At 68.7% G+C, this 17,003-nt stretch carries 12 protein-coding genes and 2 pseudogenes; 3 read left to right on the plus strand and 11 right to left on the minus strand.

Annotated features, from left to right (window positions below):
* Positions 1-6: 6 nt before the first annotated feature.
* From ABID97_RS01930 to mdeB, 7 genes and pseudogenes are all read right to left on the minus strand, one after another.
* Positions 7-672, minus strand: a complete 666-nt coding sequence (locus tag ABID97_RS01930) for a class II aldolase/adducin family protein (RefSeq protein WP_354396888.1) — start codon at positions 670-672, stop codon at positions 7-9.
* A gap of 225 nt (positions 673-897) precedes the next feature.
* Positions 898-2,169, minus strand: coding sequence for a 3-oxo-tetronate kinase (otnK, locus tag ABID97_RS01935; RefSeq protein ID WP_354396889.1), 1,272 nt, complete (start codon positions 2,167-2,169; stop codon positions 898-900).
* 3 nt (positions 2,170-2,172) lie between these two features.
* Positions 2,173-3,189: a D-erythronate dehydrogenase gene (gene denD / locus ABID97_RS01940; protein WP_354396890.1), complete on the minus strand. Its 1,017-nt coding sequence runs from the start codon at positions 3,187-3,189 to the stop codon at positions 2,173-2,175.
* A 20-nt stretch (positions 3,190-3,209) separates the two neighbouring features.
* The gene (ltnD, locus tag ABID97_RS01945; protein ID WP_354401649.1) at positions 3,210-4,154 is read right to left on the minus strand and encodes an L-threonate dehydrogenase; all 945 of its coding nucleotides are present in this window, start codon (positions 4,152-4,154) and stop codon (positions 3,210-3,212) included.
* Positions 4,147-5,475, minus strand: coding sequence for an MFS transporter (locus ABID97_RS01950; protein ID WP_503012738.1), 1,329 nt, complete (start codon positions 5,473-5,475; stop codon positions 4,147-4,149). The genes ltnD and ABID97_RS01950 overlap by 8 nt, the downstream gene beginning before the upstream one ends.
* Before the next feature lie 142 nt (positions 5,476-5,617).
* Positions 5,618-6,394 (minus strand): FadR/GntR family transcriptional regulator, encoded by a 777-nt coding sequence (locus ABID97_RS01955; RefSeq protein WP_354396891.1) that lies wholly within the window; start codon positions 6,392-6,394, stop codon positions 5,618-5,620.
* A gap of 69 nt (positions 6,395-6,463) precedes the next feature.
* Positions 6,464-9,132 (minus strand): annotated as a pseudogene (mdeB, locus tag ABID97_RS01960) (alpha-ketoglutarate dehydrogenase).
* Between the two features lie 105 nt (positions 9,133-9,237).
* Here mdeB and ABID97_RS01965 point away from each other — a divergent pair.
* Complete coding sequence (locus ABID97_RS01965; RefSeq protein WP_354396892.1) at positions 9,238-9,702, plus strand: Lrp/AsnC family transcriptional regulator; 465 nt, start codon at positions 9,238-9,240, stop codon at positions 9,700-9,702.
* 44 nt (positions 9,703-9,746) lie between these two features.
* Here ABID97_RS01965 and ABID97_RS01970 read toward each other — a convergent pair whose 3' ends face one another.
* Both ABID97_RS01970 and mltA read right to left on the minus strand, forming a co-directional pair.
* Complete coding sequence (locus tag ABID97_RS01970) at positions 9,747-12,017, minus strand: PhoX family protein (RefSeq protein ID WP_354396893.1); 2,271 nt, start codon at positions 12,015-12,017, stop codon at positions 9,747-9,749.
* A gap of 87 nt (positions 12,018-12,104) precedes the next feature.
* Complete coding sequence (gene mltA, locus ABID97_RS01975; RefSeq protein ID WP_354396894.1) at positions 12,105-13,253, minus strand: murein transglycosylase A; 1,149 nt, start codon at positions 13,251-13,253, stop codon at positions 12,105-12,107.
* Here mltA and ABID97_RS01980 point away from each other — a divergent pair.
* Both ABID97_RS01980 and ABID97_RS01985 read left to right on the plus strand, forming a co-directional pair.
* Entirely contained in the window at positions 13,252-13,416 is a 165-nt protein-coding gene (locus ABID97_RS01980) for a hypothetical protein (RefSeq protein WP_354396895.1), read from the plus strand. The two genes, mltA and ABID97_RS01980, sit on opposite strands and share 2 nt — an antisense overlap.
* Before the next feature lie 194 nt (positions 13,417-13,610).
* A pseudogene (locus ABID97_RS01985) lies at positions 13,611-14,272 on the plus strand (YiaD family glycine zipper/OmpA-like lipoprotein).
* A 14-nt stretch (positions 14,273-14,286) separates the two neighbouring features.
* Here the strand turns inward: ABID97_RS01985 and ABID97_RS01990 are convergent.
* The gene (locus ABID97_RS01990) at positions 14,287-14,913 is read right to left on the minus strand and encodes a response regulator transcription factor (protein ID WP_354396896.1); all 627 of its coding nucleotides are present in this window, start codon (positions 14,911-14,913) and stop codon (positions 14,287-14,289) included.
* A gap of 40 nt (positions 14,914-14,953) precedes the next feature.
* Entirely contained in the window at positions 14,954-17,002 is a 2,049-nt protein-coding gene (locus tag ABID97_RS01995) for a two-component system sensor histidine kinase NtrB (RefSeq protein WP_354396897.1), read from the minus strand.
* Position 17,003: the final 1 nt, after the last annotated feature.

The raw sequence follows: 17,003 nt of genomic DNA on the forward strand, positions 1-17,003 counted from the left end.
CTCTGGCTACCAGCGCGCACCGAAAGTGCGGCGCAGTTCATCGATCTGTTCGTTGCTCAAGGGCTCGGGTTTGGCGGGGCCGGTGAGCAGATGGAGTTTGGCGGTTTCCTCGAGTTCCTCGAGCACGGCCATGGCGGCGGCCGGGCTCTCGTGCCAGACGTTGGGGCCGAGGCGTTCGAGCATCACGGCGCGGATCGGCGTGCCGGCCGCGCCATGGCGTTCGATGGCCTGCGCCACCAGCGCGGCCGCTTCGGGTGCGCCGGGGCGGTGGTATGGAACGAGCGGCACGTGGCCGACCTTCATCACGAAATACGGCGTGAGCGGGGGCAGCAGTTCGTCGCCCGTCGCATTCAGCGTGAGCGCGACGCAATGGGTGCTGTGGGTGTGGATCACGCAGCCCGTGTCCGCATCGAAGCGGCGCACGGCGGCGTAGATGCGCGTGTGCAGCGCGATGGTCTTGCTCGCGCGGTCGCCGCCGGTCTGGTTGCCTTGCGTGTCGAGCCTGGCCAGGCGCGCCGGGTCCAGGAACCCCAGGCACGCATCGGTAGGCGTGATGAGGAAACCGTCGTCGAGCCGTACGCTGATGTTTCCTGCGGTCGCATGCACGTAGCCGCGTTCGAAAAGGCTGCGGCCGACGCGGCAGATTTCTTCGCGGGCTTGGCTTTCTGTCATGTTTTTTTATGCGTCGTGTTGTGCTTGTTCAGGGCGCGTGCACAGGCCACCGGGCACCGTCGTTGTGCTGGCTGATCAACGACCGCTCTGACCAACGCTCCCGCTGGCGGGGTGCCTTGCGCAGCGAAATAAAGGAGGAGCCCGAAGGGCGGGGGATATTCGCGGAGAAAGATACCCCGTCGGCGGGAGCGCGCCCTGAACGTGCTCGAACGCTGAGATTGAACGTCATGCCAACACTGTAAATGCCTTGGTGAAGAAATCGTCCCCCCCGAAGTTGCCGGACTTCAGCGCGATGTGCACCGGCGTGCCTTCAGCAACATCGGTGCGCGCATGGCACCATGGCACGCCCGGATCGATCTGCGGACCGATCTGCATCTGCGCGATGCCCAGCGCCTGCACGCAGGCACCCGAGGTTTCCCCGCCCGCCACCACCAGCTGGCGCACGCCGCATTCGACCAGGCCACGCGCAATCGCGGCAATGGTGCGCTCGACCATGGCGCCGGCCTGCTCGACGCCGAGCCGGCCCTGCACCGACTTGATGGCACCGGCCTCGGCCGTGGAATAGACCAGCACCGGCTGCTTCTCGACGAGCGGCGCGGCCCATGCCAGGGTCTCGCCCACCACGTCGACACCTGCGGCAATGCGCAGCGGATCGATCGCCATGGCCGCACCGCCGCGCTGGATGAAATCGAGCACCTGCCGGTTGGTCGCAAGCGAGCAGCTGCCCGAGACCACGGCGCGCAAACCGCCGGCCGGGGGCAGCGCACTGGCCTGCGACGAGGGCGCCAAACCGAAGTTGGCGGGCAAGCCGATGGCCACGCCCGAGCCCGCCGTGAGCAGCGGCATCCTTGCAAGCGCAGGGCCGAGCCGCAGCAGGTCGTCGTTCGACACCGCATCGACGATGGCGATCGACACGCCCTCGCCCTTCAGCTGTTCGATGCGCTCCGAGATGGCCGCCGCGCCGCGCGCCACCACCGCATGGTCGATGAGCCCCACCTTGCGCCGGCACTGCGCCTGCATCACCCGCACCAGGTTCGGATCGGTCATCGGCGTGAGCGGATGGTTCTGCATGCCGCTCTCGTTCAGCAGCACGTCGCCCGCGAACAGGTAGCCCTTGAACACCGTGCGCTTGTTGTCGGGGAAGGCCGGCGTGGCGATGGTGAAGTCGCAGTGCAACGCCTCCATCAGCGCCTCGGCCACCGGGCCGATGTTGCCTTCCGGCGTGCTGTCGAAGGTGGAGCAGTACTTGAAGTAGATCTGCTGCGCGCCCTGCACCTGCAGCCAGTGCAGCGCTTCGAGCGACTGCGCAATGGCTTCGGCCGGCGCGATGGTGCGCGACTTGAGCGCGACGACCACGGCATCGACATCCGCGTCGAGCGAAGCGGCGGGCACACCGATGGCCTGCACCACGCGCATGCCGGCGCGCACGAGGTTGTTGGCCAGGTCGGTGGCGCCGGTGAAATCATCGGCAATGCAGCCCAGCAAGAGTTTCGCCATGGTTCAGTCCTTCGCCACGGCCAGCTTGACTGCCCCTGGGTTCTCGCGCACGTACGCGCGAAGGATGGCATCGAAGCTCTCGTCCGCTTTGAGGCCCAGCGCCTCGGCGCGCGCCGCATGGATGCGGCTCGGCCAGCTGGTCACGATTCTGGCGATGGCCGCATCGGGCTCCCAGTCGATCAGGCCCGTGGCCTCCTTGCCCGCGATGCGTTCGAGCGCCGCTGCCATCTCGCGCACGGTGGTGGTCAAGGCGGGCAGGTTGACCGCCGTGCGCGCGCCCCATTCGGCGGCGCTGGCGGTGGCCGCGCGGACGATGCCCGCCACGGTGTTGCCCGGCGATGCCAAGGCAACCGCCGTCTCGGGCGCCACCGGGCAGCGCGCGCGCTCGCCGGACAGGGGCTCGCGCAGCATGCCGCTCAGGAAGCTCGAGGCCGCGCCGTTGGGCCGGCCCGGCCGCACCGAGACCGTCATGAGCCGCACGTTCCGGCCTTGCACGAAACCCTTGCGGGTGAAGTCGGCCACCAGCTGCTCGCCGATGAATTTCTGGATGCCGTAGCTGTTCTGCGGCGTCGGCAGCGTGGTGTCCTCGATCACCGTGGGCAGCCGCTGCTCCGGCGAGTCGCCGAAGACCGCCACCGAGCTGGAGAACACGAACACCGGCGCATGGCCCGCGCGGCGGCAGGCTTCGAGCAGCGCGCGCGTGGTGTCGAGATTGCTGCGCATGCCGAGGTCGAAATCGGCCTCGCATTCGCCGCTCACCGCGGCAGCCAGATGGAACACGGCATGCGTATCGGCCAGCGGCAGCGCGCCGCCGGTGGCCTGATCGTGCAGGTCGCCCTGAACGAACTGCACCCGGTTGTCGGCCGCCAGGTCGGCGGGTGGCGGTACGCGGTCGGCCAGCGTGATGCGCAGGACGGGCTGCGCCGCGCCGCCCGCCAGTGCCAGCGGGCCGCCCGCAAGCAGCGTGCGCGCCAGCCGCGCGCCGACGAAACCGCAGCCGCCGGTGATGAGGATGTTCATGGTGCTTGTCTTCCTTTTTTTCAGGCCTTCTTGCCCGCAGCCGGCAGTTCGATGCCGGGAAAAATCTTGATGACCGCGCTGTCGTCCTCGCGTGCGAAGCCTGCCGTCGACGCCTGCATGAACATCTGGTGCGCGGTGGACGAGAGCGGCAGCGGAAACTTGCTGGCGCGCGCCACGTCGAGCACCAGGCCCAGGTCCTTCACGAAGATGTCGACCGCCGAGAGCGGCGTGTAGTCGCCCGCCAGCACGTGCGCCATGCGGTTCTCGAACATCCAGCTGTTGCCTGCACTGTGCGTGATCACCTCGTACAGCGCGGCCGGGTCCACGCCCTCGCGCAGGCCGAGCGCCATGGCTTCGGCCGCCGCGGCGATGTGCACACCGGCCAGCAGCTGGTTGATGACCTTGACCTTGCTGCCCGCGCCCGCACGGTCGCCCAGACGATAAACCTTGGCCGCCATGGCGTCGAGCACGCCACCCGCTTTTTCGTAGGCCGCGGGCGTACCGGCGGTCATCATCGTCATCTGGCCGCTCGCGGCCTTGGCGGCGCCGCCGGAAATCGGCGCGTCGAGGTAAAGGATGCCCTCTGCGGCCAACCGCGCCTCGAGCGCGACCGACCAGTTCGGGTCCACGGTGGAGCACATCACGAACAGGCTGCCGGGCTTCATGGATGCCGCGCAGCCGGGCGCGCTGCCGTCGCCGAACAGGACCGACTCGGTCTGCGCCGCGTTGACGACCACGGAAACGACGATGTCGCACTGCGCGCCGAGCGTGGCCAGCGTGTCGCAGGCCACGCCGCCATCGCGTGCGAAGGCCTGGGCCGCTTCGGGGCGCACGTCGAACACGCGCGGCGCATGGCCCGCGCGGCGCAGCGATTGCGCCATGCCGTTGCCCATGGCGCCGAGGCCGACGACGCCGACGACGGGTGTATTGCTGTTGGTCATGTCAGTCTTCCTTCGATCAGCGATTGACGAGTTGCTTGGGCGTGAGCCACACGCCGATGGCTCCGAGCACCAGCGCGCCGGCCAGCACGTACATGCCGATCTGCGTGCTGCCGGTGAGGTCCTTCAGGTAGCCGATGAGGTACGGGCTTGCGAACCCCGCAAGGTTACCCACGGAATTGATGGCTGCAATGCCTGCCGCCGCCGCCGTGCCCGAGAGAAAGGCGGTGGGCAGCGACCAGAAGAGCGGCGCGCAGGTGAGCACGCCGGCCGCGGCAAGCGAAAGGAACGCCAGCGACACGACCGTGTTCTGCGTGTACGAGGCGGCCACGGTGAAGCCGATGGCACCCATGAGCGCCGGCACGATCAGGTGCCAGCGGCGCTCCTGCCGGCGGTCGGCGCTGCGGCCGAAGAGGTTCATGGCGACGATCGCGCAGACAAACGGAATCGCGCTCAAGAGGCCGATGTGCAGGTTGCCCTTCACGCCCGTGGCCTTGACCAGCGTGGGCAGCCAGAAGGTCAGCGCGTATTGGCCCATGACGAAGGCGAAGTAGATCAGCGCCATCCACCACACGCGCGCATCGCGGAACACGGCCGCCACCGAGTGCGGTCCCTTCGCGCCGTGCGCCTGGTCGCGCTCGACTTCCCGCTGCAGCAGCCGTTTCTCGTCGGGATCGAGCCAGCGCGCCTGCTGGATGCCGTTGTCCAGGTAGAGCAGCACCATGATGCCGACCAGGATGGCCGGCGCGGCTTCGATGAGGAACATCCACTGCCAGCCATGCATGGACGAGACCCCATGGAAGCTGTCCATGATCCATCCCGAGAGCGGATTGCCGAAGATGCCGGCCACCGGGATCGCCGACATGAAGACCGCGATGATCCGCGCGCGCCGATGGGCCGGATACCACTGCGTCAGGTAGAGGATCACGCCGGGATAGAAGCCGGCCTCCGCCACGCCGAGCAGGAAGCGCAGGATGTAGAAGCTGGTCGAGGTTTCCACGAACACGAAACAGGCCGACAACACGCCCCAGGTGATCATGATCCGGGCGATCCAGATGCGCGCGCCGACGCGGTTGAGCAGCAGGTTGCTCGGCACCTCGAACAGGAAGTAGCCGAGGAAGAAGATGCCCGCGCCAAGGCCGAACACGGTTTCGCTGAAGCCCAGGTCCTGTCCCATCTGCAGCTTGGCAAATCCCACGTTCACGCGGTCCAGGTAGGCGACCACGTAGCAGAGCATCAGGAAGGGAACGAGGCGCCAGAACACCTTGGCGTAGGCACGCTTCTCGAGTGACCCGTCGGCCTGCATGCCTGCGGTGGCGGCCTGGGACGCCTGGAGTGTTGGATTCATGGGGGAGGTCCGTTGGATGAAGAACTGATCCACGCGGTGTGGGGTACAGCGCGCCGTCTCTATTTGTCAGGTCATCATACAAATCTGAATCCGATTGCCCGACTCGGGTAAACCCGGAAAACTACACCTCGTTTCCTTTGCCCTATTGGCCCGCGGGCCAGTCTTCGACCAGCGGCCGCGCCAGTCGCGCGCCTTCCTGCTGCCAGAACGCGGGGTCGGCCTGCTCGATGCGGCGGATCGCGTTGTCCATGTGGGACTTGGCGGCCTCGCGGGCGCGCAGCGGATCGCCGGCCTCGATGGCTTCGACGATCTGCGCATGTTCCTGCGCCACCTCGCGCGCGAAGTCGGCACGGCGCGCCTCATTGGCCCGCGTGACGCGCGTGGCGCCATGCAGGAACTGCCGCAGGTACTGCAGCGTGCCGATCAGGAACGGATTGCGCGCCGCCTCGGCGATGGCGCGATGAAAGCGCACGTCTTCATCGGCGCCGTTGCCGCCCGCGGCCACCGCCGCATGCAGCGCGTCGATGGCTTCGCGGATGCGCTGCACGTCCGCGGGTGTGCGCCGCTCGGCGGCCAGCGCGGCCACCTCGGCCTCGAGCGCGCGGCGCAGCTCGACCATCTGGATCACGGCTTCGCGCGAGGCCACGTGCGGCATCTCGAAGCGCAGCGGCTCCACGCCCGCGGCACGCACGTACACGCCGCTGCCCTGGCGCGAATCGAGCAGCCCGAGCGACTTGAGCCGCGACACCGCCTCGCGCACCACGGTGCGGCTGACGCCGAATTGCTCGGCCAGCGCAGCCTCGGTCGGCAGGCGGTCGCCCTCCGACAGGCGCCCGCTCCGCACCTCCGCCGCCAACGCGTCGGCCACCTGGTCGGCCAGGCGAACGGTGGGAGCAACGGACTGGAAACGGGCGGTCATGGGCTGGGGAGGCGGTGGGTCTGCGACTCTAACGCAGCCCTGCACGATGAACATCCCCGCGGGCGAGGCTCAGCCCAGCGCGTGCCGCGCCGCCCGCGCAATGCTTGCCGCATCCACCGCGAAGAACTTCCGCAGCGCGGCGCGCGTATCGCTGCGGCCGAAGCCGTCGGTGCCGAGCGTGAGGTAGCGGCGGCCTTGGGGCAGGAAGGCGCGAACGCTTTCGGGCACCGCGCGCACGTAGTCGGTGGCGGCGACGATCGGGCCCTTGCCGGCGCCGAGCTGCCGCGCGATGAACGGCACGCCGGCGTCCTTCTCGCCTGCCATCGCGCGCTGCTCGCACGCCAGCCCGTCGCGCGCGAGTTCGCTCCAGCTCGTGACGCTGAACACCTCGGCCTCGATGCCTTCATCGGCCAGCAGCTGCGCGGCCTTGACGACTTCGGTGAGGATCGCGCCAGAGCCCATCAGCGTGACCTTCTTCTTCGCCTTGCCCTCGGCTTGCCCGAACACGCCGAACCGGTAGCAGCCGCGCAGGATGTCGGCGTCCGCGCCCTCGGGGACATCGGGCTGCGCGTAGTTCTCGTTCATGAGCGTGACGTAATAGAACACGTCCTTCTGCTCGATCATCATCTCGCGGATGCCCGCATCGACAATGACCGCCATCTCACCCGCATAGGCCGGGTCGTAGGCCTTGCAGTTGGGGATGGTCGCGGCCACGAGATGGCTGCTGCCGTCCTGGTGCTGCAGGCCTTCGCCGCCGAGCGTGGTGCGCCCGGAGGTGGCGCCCAGCAGGAAGCCGCGCGCACGCTGGTCGGCCGCGGCCCAGATGGCATCGCCCACGCGCTGGAAGCCGAACATCGAGTAGTAGATGTAGAAGGGCAGCATCGCGAGGCCATGCACGCTGTAGCTGGTGGCGGCAGCCGTCCAGCTGGCGATGGCGCCGGCCTCGCTGATGCCCTCTTCGAGGATCTGCCCGTCGGTCGCCTCGCGGTAGCTCAGCACCGAGCCGATGTCTTCGGGCGCATAGCGCTGGCCCACGCTCGAATAGATGCCGACTTGCTTGAACAGGTTGGCCATGCCGAAGGTGCGCGCCTCGTCGGCCACGATGGGCACGATGCGCGGACCCAGGGCCTTGTCCTTCATGAGGTTGCCCAGCATGCGCACGAAGGCCATGGTGGTGCTCATTTCCTTGCCGGCCGCCGCGGTCGCGAACTGCGCATAGGCCGCGAGCTCGGGCTTGGGCACCACGTCGCACGCGGTCTCGCGGCGCGGCATGGCGCCGCCGAGCGCGCGGCGCGGTGGCTGCGCAGGTACTGCATCTCGGCGCTGTCTTCGGGCGGGCGGTAGAAGTCCATCGCAATGGCCTGCGCATCGGTCAGCGGCAGGCTGAAGCGGTCGCGGAACTCGATCAGGTCGACGTCGCCCATCTTCTTGTGCGAGTGCGTGGTCATCTTGCCCTGCGCGGCGCTACCCATGCCATAGCCCTTCTTGGTGTGGGCGAGGATCACCGTGGGCTGGCCCTGGTGCGCTGCCGCAGCGGCATAGGCGGCGTGGATCTTCACGAGGTCGTGGCCGCCGCGCTTCAGGCGGTCGATCTGCTCGTCGGTCATGCCCTCGGCCAGGCGCGCGAGCTCGGGGTTCTGGCCGAAGAAGTTGTCGCGGTTGAAGCGGCCGTCCTTGGCCGCGAAGGTCTGCATCTGGCCATCCACGGTGTGGGCGAAGGCACGCGCAAGGGCGCCGCTGGTGTCGCGCGCGAAGAGGCCGTCCCAGTCGCTGCCCCAGACCAGCTTGATGACGTTCCAGCCTGCGCCCGCAAAGAGCTTTTCGAGCTCGTCGATGATGCGGCCGTTGCCGCGCACCGGGCCGTCCAGGCGCTGCAGGTTGCAGTTGACGACCCACACGAGGTTGTCGAGCTTCTCGCGCGCGGCGAGCGTCAACGCGCTCATCGATTCCGGCTCGTCCATCTCGCCGTCGCCGAACACGCCCCACACTTTCCGCCCTTCGCAGTCGAGCAGGTGGCGGTGCGTGAGGTAGCGCATGAAGCGCGCGTGGTAGATCGAGCTGATCGGGCCGATGCCCATCGAGCCGGTGGGAAACTGCCAGAAGTCCGGCATGAGGTAGGGATGCGGATAGCTGCTGAGGCCGCGTGCGCCGCTGCCTTGCGTGAAGGCGGGCGCGGTGAGTTCCTGGCGGTAGTGCTTCAGGTCTTCTTCGCCGAGGCGGCCTTCGAGGTACGCGCGGGCATAGACGCCCGGCGCGCTGTGCGGCTGGAAGAACACGAGATCGCCACGATGCGCACCGTCGCCCGAATCCTTGCGCGCATGGAAGAAATGGTTGAACCCGGTCTCGAACAGGTCGGCCGCGCTCGCATAACTCGCAATGTGCCCGCCGAGTTCGCCGTACGCCTGGTTGGCCTTGGCGACCATCGCGAGTGCGTTCCACCGCATCAGGGACGCCAGCCGCTCCTCGATGGCCAGGTCACCGGGGAAGGGCGGCTGGTCTTCCACCGCGATGGTGTTGACGTAGGGCGTCGCGAGCTCGGGCTGCCAGCCGATGCGTTGCTGCCGCGCGAGCCGCGCGAGCTCCACCAGCATCTGCCGTGCGCGCTGGGGACCGTGCGTTTGCGCCAGCGCCAGGAAGGCCTCGCGCCATTCGGCGGTTTCGGCGGGATCGGGGTCGTGCGAGAGCGCTGCGTCGGGGAGCAGCGCGCGCATCTGGTCGGCGGAAATCGGGGCATTCATGCCAGCACTTTAGGCCGCCTCGAGACAAATTAGCTACCGGCGCATGCATTCCCATGCCGTCTTCGCAGCATAAAATTCCGGCGTTATTTAATTTTGCGGCATTTCATGCAACTCGACGCCATCGACCTGCGCATACTCGACGAGCTGCAGCGCGACGGCGCGCTGTCCAACGTGGAGTTGGCGCGCCGCGTGCACCTGTCCCCGTCGCCGTGCCTCGCGCGCGTGAAGATGCTGGAAGCGAACGGGGTGATCGATCGCTACGTGGCACTCGCGAACGCCAAGGCGCTCGGCCTGGGGCTCAACGTGTTCATCTCGATCAGCCTCACGACGCAAAGCAAGCAGTCGCTCGCCGACTTCGAAGAGCGCATTGCCGAGCACGACGAGGTGATGGAGTGCTACCTGATGACAGGCGACAGCGACTACCTGATCCGCATCGCCGTGGCCGACATGGCGGCGCTGGAGAAATTCATCCTGGAGCAGCTCACGCCGATCCCCGGCATCGAGAAGATCCGCTCGAGCTTTGCGCTCAAGCAGGTCAGGTACAAGACCGCGCTGCCGCTGCCGCGCTGAGTCCTCCCGGATCAATTCGGGAGGACTCGCAGCGGCGCTTTTCCTCAGAGGCCGATCAAGCCGCCGTCGTCCTTGGTGATGACGACCGTGGCCGAGCGCGGGCGGGCGCTGCCGCCCTGCGGCCAGTGGCTGCCGAACTTGGTCGGGTCGCCGATGCTCGCAGCCGGCGTGGTTTCGCCCGGGTGCTGGATGTTCACGAACAGCGCGCGGCCGTCGCCCGATTCGGCGATGCCGGTGATCTCGCAGTCCTTCGGGCCCACCAGGAAGCGGCGCAGGCCGTCGGTGCCGGGTGCCTTGCCGACGAAGGTGGCCTGCGTGCGGGTGGTGGCGCCGTCGACGTTGGTGACCGTCTTCGCGCCGCCATCGCCAAGCTGGCCCGGCAACGCGGCCAGCAGCATGCAGTTGGTCACGTCGGTGTAGGCGCCGTCGTCCGTCTCCAGCCACAGCAGGCCCGCGGTGGCGTGGCTGAACCACATGCCGTCGGGGCTGGAGAAGTCGTTGTCGGCGCTCAGCTGCGACAGGTTGATGTCGGCCGAGGCCGTGGCGCGCGCGCCGAACAGGTACACGTCCCACTTGAAGCTCAGCGCAGCCGGATTGGCGCCGTCGTCCGCAAAGCGCACGATGTGGCCGTTGGGGTTGCCGGTCTGCGCCGTGGCGGACACACCCTTGGGGTCGTTGTAGTAGCGCGGGTTGGCCCCGTCGGTCGCGGTGATGGGACGCGAGGCGGCATTGGTGTTGGTGAGCGTGACGTACACGTCGCCCGTCTTCGGGTTGACGGCCGTCCACTCGGGCCGGTCCATCCGCGTGGCGCCCGCCACGTCGGCCGCCAGGCGCACGTTGACCAGCACGTCGGCCGCATCGGCGAAGGCATAGGTCGCATTGCCGGCGGTGATGCCGTTCACGCCCAGCGAAAGCTCCAGCCAGTTGCCGGTGCCATCGGCGTTGAAGCGCGCGACGTAGAGCTTGCCGTCGTCCATGTACTTGTCGCCGGCCGCCATGCCGCCGCCGACGTCGGCCGCGTCCCAGGGCTTGGCCGAGACGAACTTGTAGATGTACTCGTTGCGCGAATCGTCGCCCATGTACCAGACCAGCGGCTTGCCGGCCACGACCGGGCCGAGGCAGGCGCCTTCATGGCCGAAGCGGCCCAGCGCGGTGCGCTTCTTCGGCGTGCTGGCGGGGTTGAAGGGATCGATCTCGACCACCCAGCCGTAGGTGTTGGCGCCGTTGCGGAAATCGTCGGTGGCGCTGGCGCCGACCACCTGGGCGTTCCAGCGGCCGTAGAGGCTGTCCGGGGTGTCGGGCGTGACGGTGGCCCACAGCTCGCGGCCGGTGCTCGAAACGCCGTAGCGGTTGAAGGAGGTGATTTCCTTCGCGCTGCGATTCGGGTTGTCGGTTGCGGCGATGCGGCGGAAGTAGCCGGCCCAGTTCTCCTCGCAGGTCAGGTAGGTGCCCCAGGGCGTGGTGCCGTTGGCGCAGTTGTTCAGCGTGCCGCGGGTCTTGCTGCCGTCGGCCGAGTACCGGGTCTTCAGGTAATCGGTCCGGGCCGCCGGTCCCGAGAACGCCATGTCCGTGAGCGTGTGGACGCGCCGGTTGAAGCTCGAATCCTGCTTGTAGCTCCAGCTGCTGCCGCTCTTGTTGACCTCGATCACGCTCACGCCGTGCAGGTAGAACTCGCGCAGCACTTCGTCCGCCACCGTGCGCACCGCCGCGTTGCCCGTGCCGGCGATGGTCTGGCCCGTGGGGTGCAGAAACAGCGGTGTGATGGCCTCGTGGTTCATGGCCAGCAGGCCGCGCGACGCGCTGGCGGGGCTCCACTTGTTGGAGGCGTCCATGCCGAAGAAGGTCATGCCGTCGTGGTGATCGCCGGCGCGGCGGTCATAGGTGGCGGGCGCATCGGTGCCGTCGTTGGCATAGGCCGGCACGCCGGCCGCGATCGGGTCGCCCAGGCGGTAGAGCACGCTGGCGGTGTAGCCGGCAGGCACGCTCACCACGTCGTCTAGGCTCTTGGCCACGGCATTGAAGTTGAGCTTCAGGGGTGCCGGTGCGGGTGCCGGCGGAGCGGGGGCGGGCGGCGGCGGGGTCGGTGGTGCCGGCGCCGGCGCAGGGGGCAGCACCGGGAAAGCAGCGCCGCCTCCACCGCCACCGCCGCAGGCCTGCAGCAGCGCCGTGCTGGCGGTGCCGACACCCAGGCCGAACAGCTGGCGGCGGCTCAGGCGCGACGCGACGAGGTCGTTGAAGGACGGGTTGGCCGTGGGATTGGTGCCGATGTCGTCGAGATCGATCGAAGGATCGTCGCTGCGGGAGATTGCTGTCATGCGCAATGTCTTTCGTGGGTTGAACAAATCAACCCGCGAAGTTAGTCAGTTCGCATGACACCTCCATGAATCCAGGCCGCCCCCCGGTCAGGGCGCCGGCAACTGCCTCGGCCAGAGGGCCCACAGGCGCAGCGGCTGGTTCATGCTGGCGGCGAGGCGGCCGGCATCGGCGCCGGTGCCCGCGAAGTAGTCGGCGCGCACGGCGCCCAGGATGGCGCTGCCGGTGTCCTGCGCCACCACCAGCTTCTGCAACTGCGCCGCAGGGCCGCTGGACGCCAGCCACACCGGCGTGCCGTAAGGGATGCTCTCGCGGTCGACCGCGATGGAGCGGCCCGCCGTGAGCGGCACGCCTTGCGCCCCGCGCGGGCCGAAGGCCGCATCGACCTCGCTCAGGGTTTCCTCGCGGAAGAACACGTAGCGCGGATTGCTCCACAAGAGCTGCGACACGCGCTGGGGGTTCTGCGCCGCCCATGCCTTGGTGTCGTCGGGCCACTTGCCGACCTTGGCGACACCCTGCGAGATCAGCCATTGCTGCACGCTCTTGTAGGGCTGCTCGTTGGTGGCCGCGTAGGCCACGCGCACCGTGCGCTGCACGCCATTGGCCTCGGTGATGCGAAGCCGCCCGGAGCCTTGGATGTGCAGCATCAGCGCATCGATGGGATCGGCCATCCAGGCGATCTCGCGGCCGCGCAGGGCGGCCTGCGCCTCGGGCAGGGTGTCGATCTCCTGCCGGGTGTACCACGGGCGCCGCGGCGCAAGGCCCTCGGGCGCCTGGTAGATCGGCACGTTGAAGGTGGCCGTGGGCACGCGGGAGGCCTCGTACACCGGCTCGTAGTAGCTCGTGAGCTTGCCCTCGCTCGAGCCTGCGAGCGACTCCACCCGGTAGGGCTGGAGCCGGTCCGTCATCCACTGGCGCTGTTCCTGGGGCGTCGCAATGGCCAGCTGGCGCACCTCGCGGCACAGCGGTGCAAACGCGGTGTTGGGCCGTGCGCAGTTGGCGAGCAGCGCAATCCAGGCTTCGTGCAGCGGGTCGTCGCTGAAGCCCGGCAGTTCCGACCAGCCGACCGGCACCCACCGGCTCTTGGGATGCGTGAGCGTTCCGGTCAGCGGTCCGAGATCGCGGGGGGGTGTGGCGGCAGGCCGCGCCGGCGTGCTGGGTGCGGGGGGCGCTGTCGAGCAGCCGGCCAGCGTTGCTACGATCGCGAGCCCAACCAGCCACTGGAGTCCATTTCTCATGGGTCTGATTTTGCTTGAAGCCCTCGGGGCCGGGCTCGTCTTCATATTGATCGTCTGGTGGACCATGTTTTCGGGCCGGAAGAAAGGCGAGTTGCACGACGATGCGGAGGCCACCGAGGACCACGACGGCCCCGCCGAAAAGAATCCGCCGCCGAAACCGTGAATTCCGGCGTAGCCGAACGACCCGGTGATCTGTCGGAAAATCGGCTATTAGCTATTGTTTAAGTAGCAATCTTTTGAGTATCCACGGTGCTTGGCAGAGGTTTCTCACCTTTTCTGCAAGGCAGCAAGGCCGTACCGCTGCGTGCTTGCCGACGCTAAGCTGTGCCGCCTGATTCAACCTCGAAAGGGATCGCAATGAAAAAATTCGTACTTGCCACCACCGCCGCCGCTCTCGTCCTGTCCGGCTGTGCCGGCGGCATGACCGACACCCAGCGCAACACCGGCATCGGCGCCGGCATCGGTGCACTGGGCGGCGCAGCCATCGGCTCCGCCACCGGCGGCAACCGCGGTGCCATCGGCACCGGCGCCGTGGTGGGTGCCGCAGCCGGCGCCCTCGGCGGCTACCTGTGGTCGCAGCGCATGGAGAACCAGAAGCGCCAGATGGAAGCCGCCACCCAGGGCACCGGCGTGGCCGTGACGCAAACCCAGAACAACGAGCTCAAGCTCCAGATCCCGAGCGACGTGTCCTTCGACGTGGGCCGCTCGAACATCAAGTCCAACTTTGCGCCGGTGCTCGACCAGTTCGCCAACGGCCTGCGCAACAACCCGAATGCCGAGGTGCGCATCATCGGCCACACCGACAGCAGCGGCTCGGACGCCATCAACAACCCGCTGTCGGTCGACCGCGCCGCAAGCACGCGCGACTACCTGGTGGCGCGCGGCGTGAGCGCAGCGGCCTTCCGCATCGAAGGCCGCGGCTCGCGCGCGAGCCGATTGCCGACAACAACAGCGACGCCGGCCGGGCGCAGAACCGCCGCGTCGAGATCTACGTGGGCGAGCGCGCGCCACGCGGCTGACCGGCAACGGGAGCCTAGAGTTCCCGCAGGCGGTTGGCCAGCTCGACCGCCGATTTCACTTCCATCTTGTCGAACACGCGCGCGCGGTGGACCTCCACGGTGCGCACGCTGATCGCCAGCTGGTCGGCAATCAGCTTGTTGGGCAGGCCTTCGACCACGAGCCGCATCACGTCGCGCTCGCGTTCGGTCAGTTCGGCGACGCGGCCGGCCAGGCGGCGCCGCGCGCGCTGCAGGTCCAGCGCCCGGAGCGAGGCGCCCAGCGCCTGCTCGATGCGGTCGACCAGGGCGTTGTCGGAAAACGGCTTCTCGCAGAAATCGAAGGCGCCGCGCTTCACCGCGTCCACCGCGGTCGGCACGTCGGCGTGGCCGGTCAGGAAGATCACCGGCATGGCAGCCAGCAGGCCGCGTTCCGCGAGCCGGTCGAACAGCACCAGTCCGCTGGTGCCGGGCATGCGCACATCCAGCAGCAGGCACAGCGGCTGCTCGGGCAGCGGGCCGTCGGCCAGCCGCTGCTCGAACGCCTCGGCGCTCGCGAAATGCTCGCTCTCGAGGCGGCGCGAACGCAGCAGCCAGGCCAGCGCCTCGCGCACGCTGGCATCGTCGTCGACGATGAAGATGAGACCATCGATCAGCGGTTGCATATCAAGTCGATCCAGATGAATGTCGCGCGGCGGGCCATGGTCAGGCCACCGGCAGGGTAAACCGGAACACGGTGCCGCGGGCGCCGTTGGGCTCGAACATGAGCACGCCGCCATGTTGCTCCACCACCGTGCGGCACAGGCTGAGGCCCAGGCCCATGCCATCGGCCCGCGTGGTGAAAAAAGGCGTGAAGAGGCGGCTCGCCACCTCGTCGCTGATGCCGCAGCCGACATCGGCCACCGAAAACTCGAGCCAGCGCCGCGCGTCCTCCGCGCCGGAGCCGCCCACGGCCACCACGCGCGCCACACGCAGCCGCAGGACGCGGCCGGTGGTGCTCTCCGCCATGTCCATCGCCTGCATTCCATTGCGCGCCAGGTTGAGCAATACCTGTTCGACCAGCGTGCGGTCGCACATGGCTTTCGGCAGGCCTTCCTCGAGCACCACCTCGATGCTCACGCCCAGCTTGCGCGCCTGCAGCCGCACCAGCGGCAGCACCGCGTCGATCAGCGCCTGCGCGGCCACCGCTTCGCGCGTGCGGTCGCGCCGGCGGACGAAGTCGTGCACGCTGCGGATCACCTGGCCCGCGCGGTCGGCCTGTTCGGCAATGCGCCGCACCGCCATGGCCACCTCGGCCTGCTCGCCCTTGGCGTGCGGGCCCAGCATGTTGAGCGAGCCGGTCGCGTAGCTGGCGATGGCCGCCAGCGGCTGCGTGAGTTCGTGGCTCAGCAGCGAGGCCATTTCGCCGACGGTGGCGAGCCGCGCGCTGGCCTGCAGGCGCTCCTGGCTGGCGCGCGAGAGTTCCTCGATGCGGCGCTGTTCGCTGATGTCGATGAACGCGCTCATCCAGCCGGTCTGCACGCGCTGCGCGTTGATCAGCGGGGCCTCGAAGATGAGCACCGGAAAACGCGTGCCGTCCTTGCGCATGAAGACCGACTCGAAGCCTTCGCGCGGCGGCATGCCGCCGGCCAGGCGCCGGGCCTGGCGCTGCTGGTATTCGTGCGCCAGTTCGGTGGGCCAGTAGGGCGCCTCGATCGGTTCGCCGCTGCCGGCCATCAGCTCCTCGGGGCTGAAGCCGACCATTTCGCAGAAGGCGGGATTCACGTAGGTGATGCGCCCCTGCAGGTCGCGTGCGCGCAGGCCGGTGATGACCGAGTCTTCCATCGCCTTGCGGAAGGCGAGCGCATCGGCCAGGTCGCGCTCGGCGCGCAGCCGGCGCCGCGTGTCGCGCGCCAGCAGCGCCAGCACCGAGACCAGCGCGATCGAGATGGCCGTGACCAGCGCCGTGAGCACGTTGGGAAAGAGATCGGGCGCGGAGCGCCAGCCATCGACGCGCAGCATCAGCGCGACACCGGGCAGGTCGATCAGCTGCTGCGAGGTGAACACGCGCGTGCCCGTGCGGCGCGAAGTGCCGAGCGCCACCAGGCGCGTGCCGTCGGCCTCGGTGAAAGCCACCTCCTGGCCGCGCGTGAGCGTGGGGCCGACCAGTTCGGTGAGCGTGTCGCGCAGCGAGTAGCTGGCCACCAGGAAGCCGCCTGCGTCGATGGGCACGCACAGCTCCATCACCTCGACGCCGCCGCCGCCGAGGATCGGCACGTAGTGGCTCGGCGAATAGGCCGGCGCACCGAGCTTGCGCGCGGCGGCGCAGGCAAGCGCCACGTCGGACTGGTCGGGGCCGCGGCTCTCGTCGTCGATCAGCCGCATGCGGTAGGGCGTGTTGACGGCCTCCAGCGGGCGCAGCGCGGCATCGCGCCATTCGAGCCGGAGCCATTCCCGGTGCTCGCGCAGCAGGCTGGCCGCGGCCTCGGGCCAGTGCGTGCGGTCCACGCCGGAGACCTGGGTGGCACGCAGGCTCTGGGCATTGCGCTGCAGGCCGATGCGCAGGTCGGACACGGCGTCGGCGGTGTCGCGGTCGAGCGTGGCCTGCACCTGCTCGACCTCGTGGCGCCCCGCGAGCCACACCACGGTGACCAGCAGCGCCGACACCAGCACGGCCAGGATCAGCCAGAGGAACCAGCGCTGCCACAGCGAGCGCAGGCGCACGAACGCTGCCAGCGCCCACCGCGGCGGTGCGACGTGCAAGGCACCTTCCATC

Source organism: Variovorax sp. OAS795 (genome assembly GCF_040546685.1).
In the GTDB taxonomy this organism is placed as follows: domain Bacteria; phylum Pseudomonadota; class Gammaproteobacteria; order Burkholderiales; family Burkholderiaceae_C; genus Variovorax.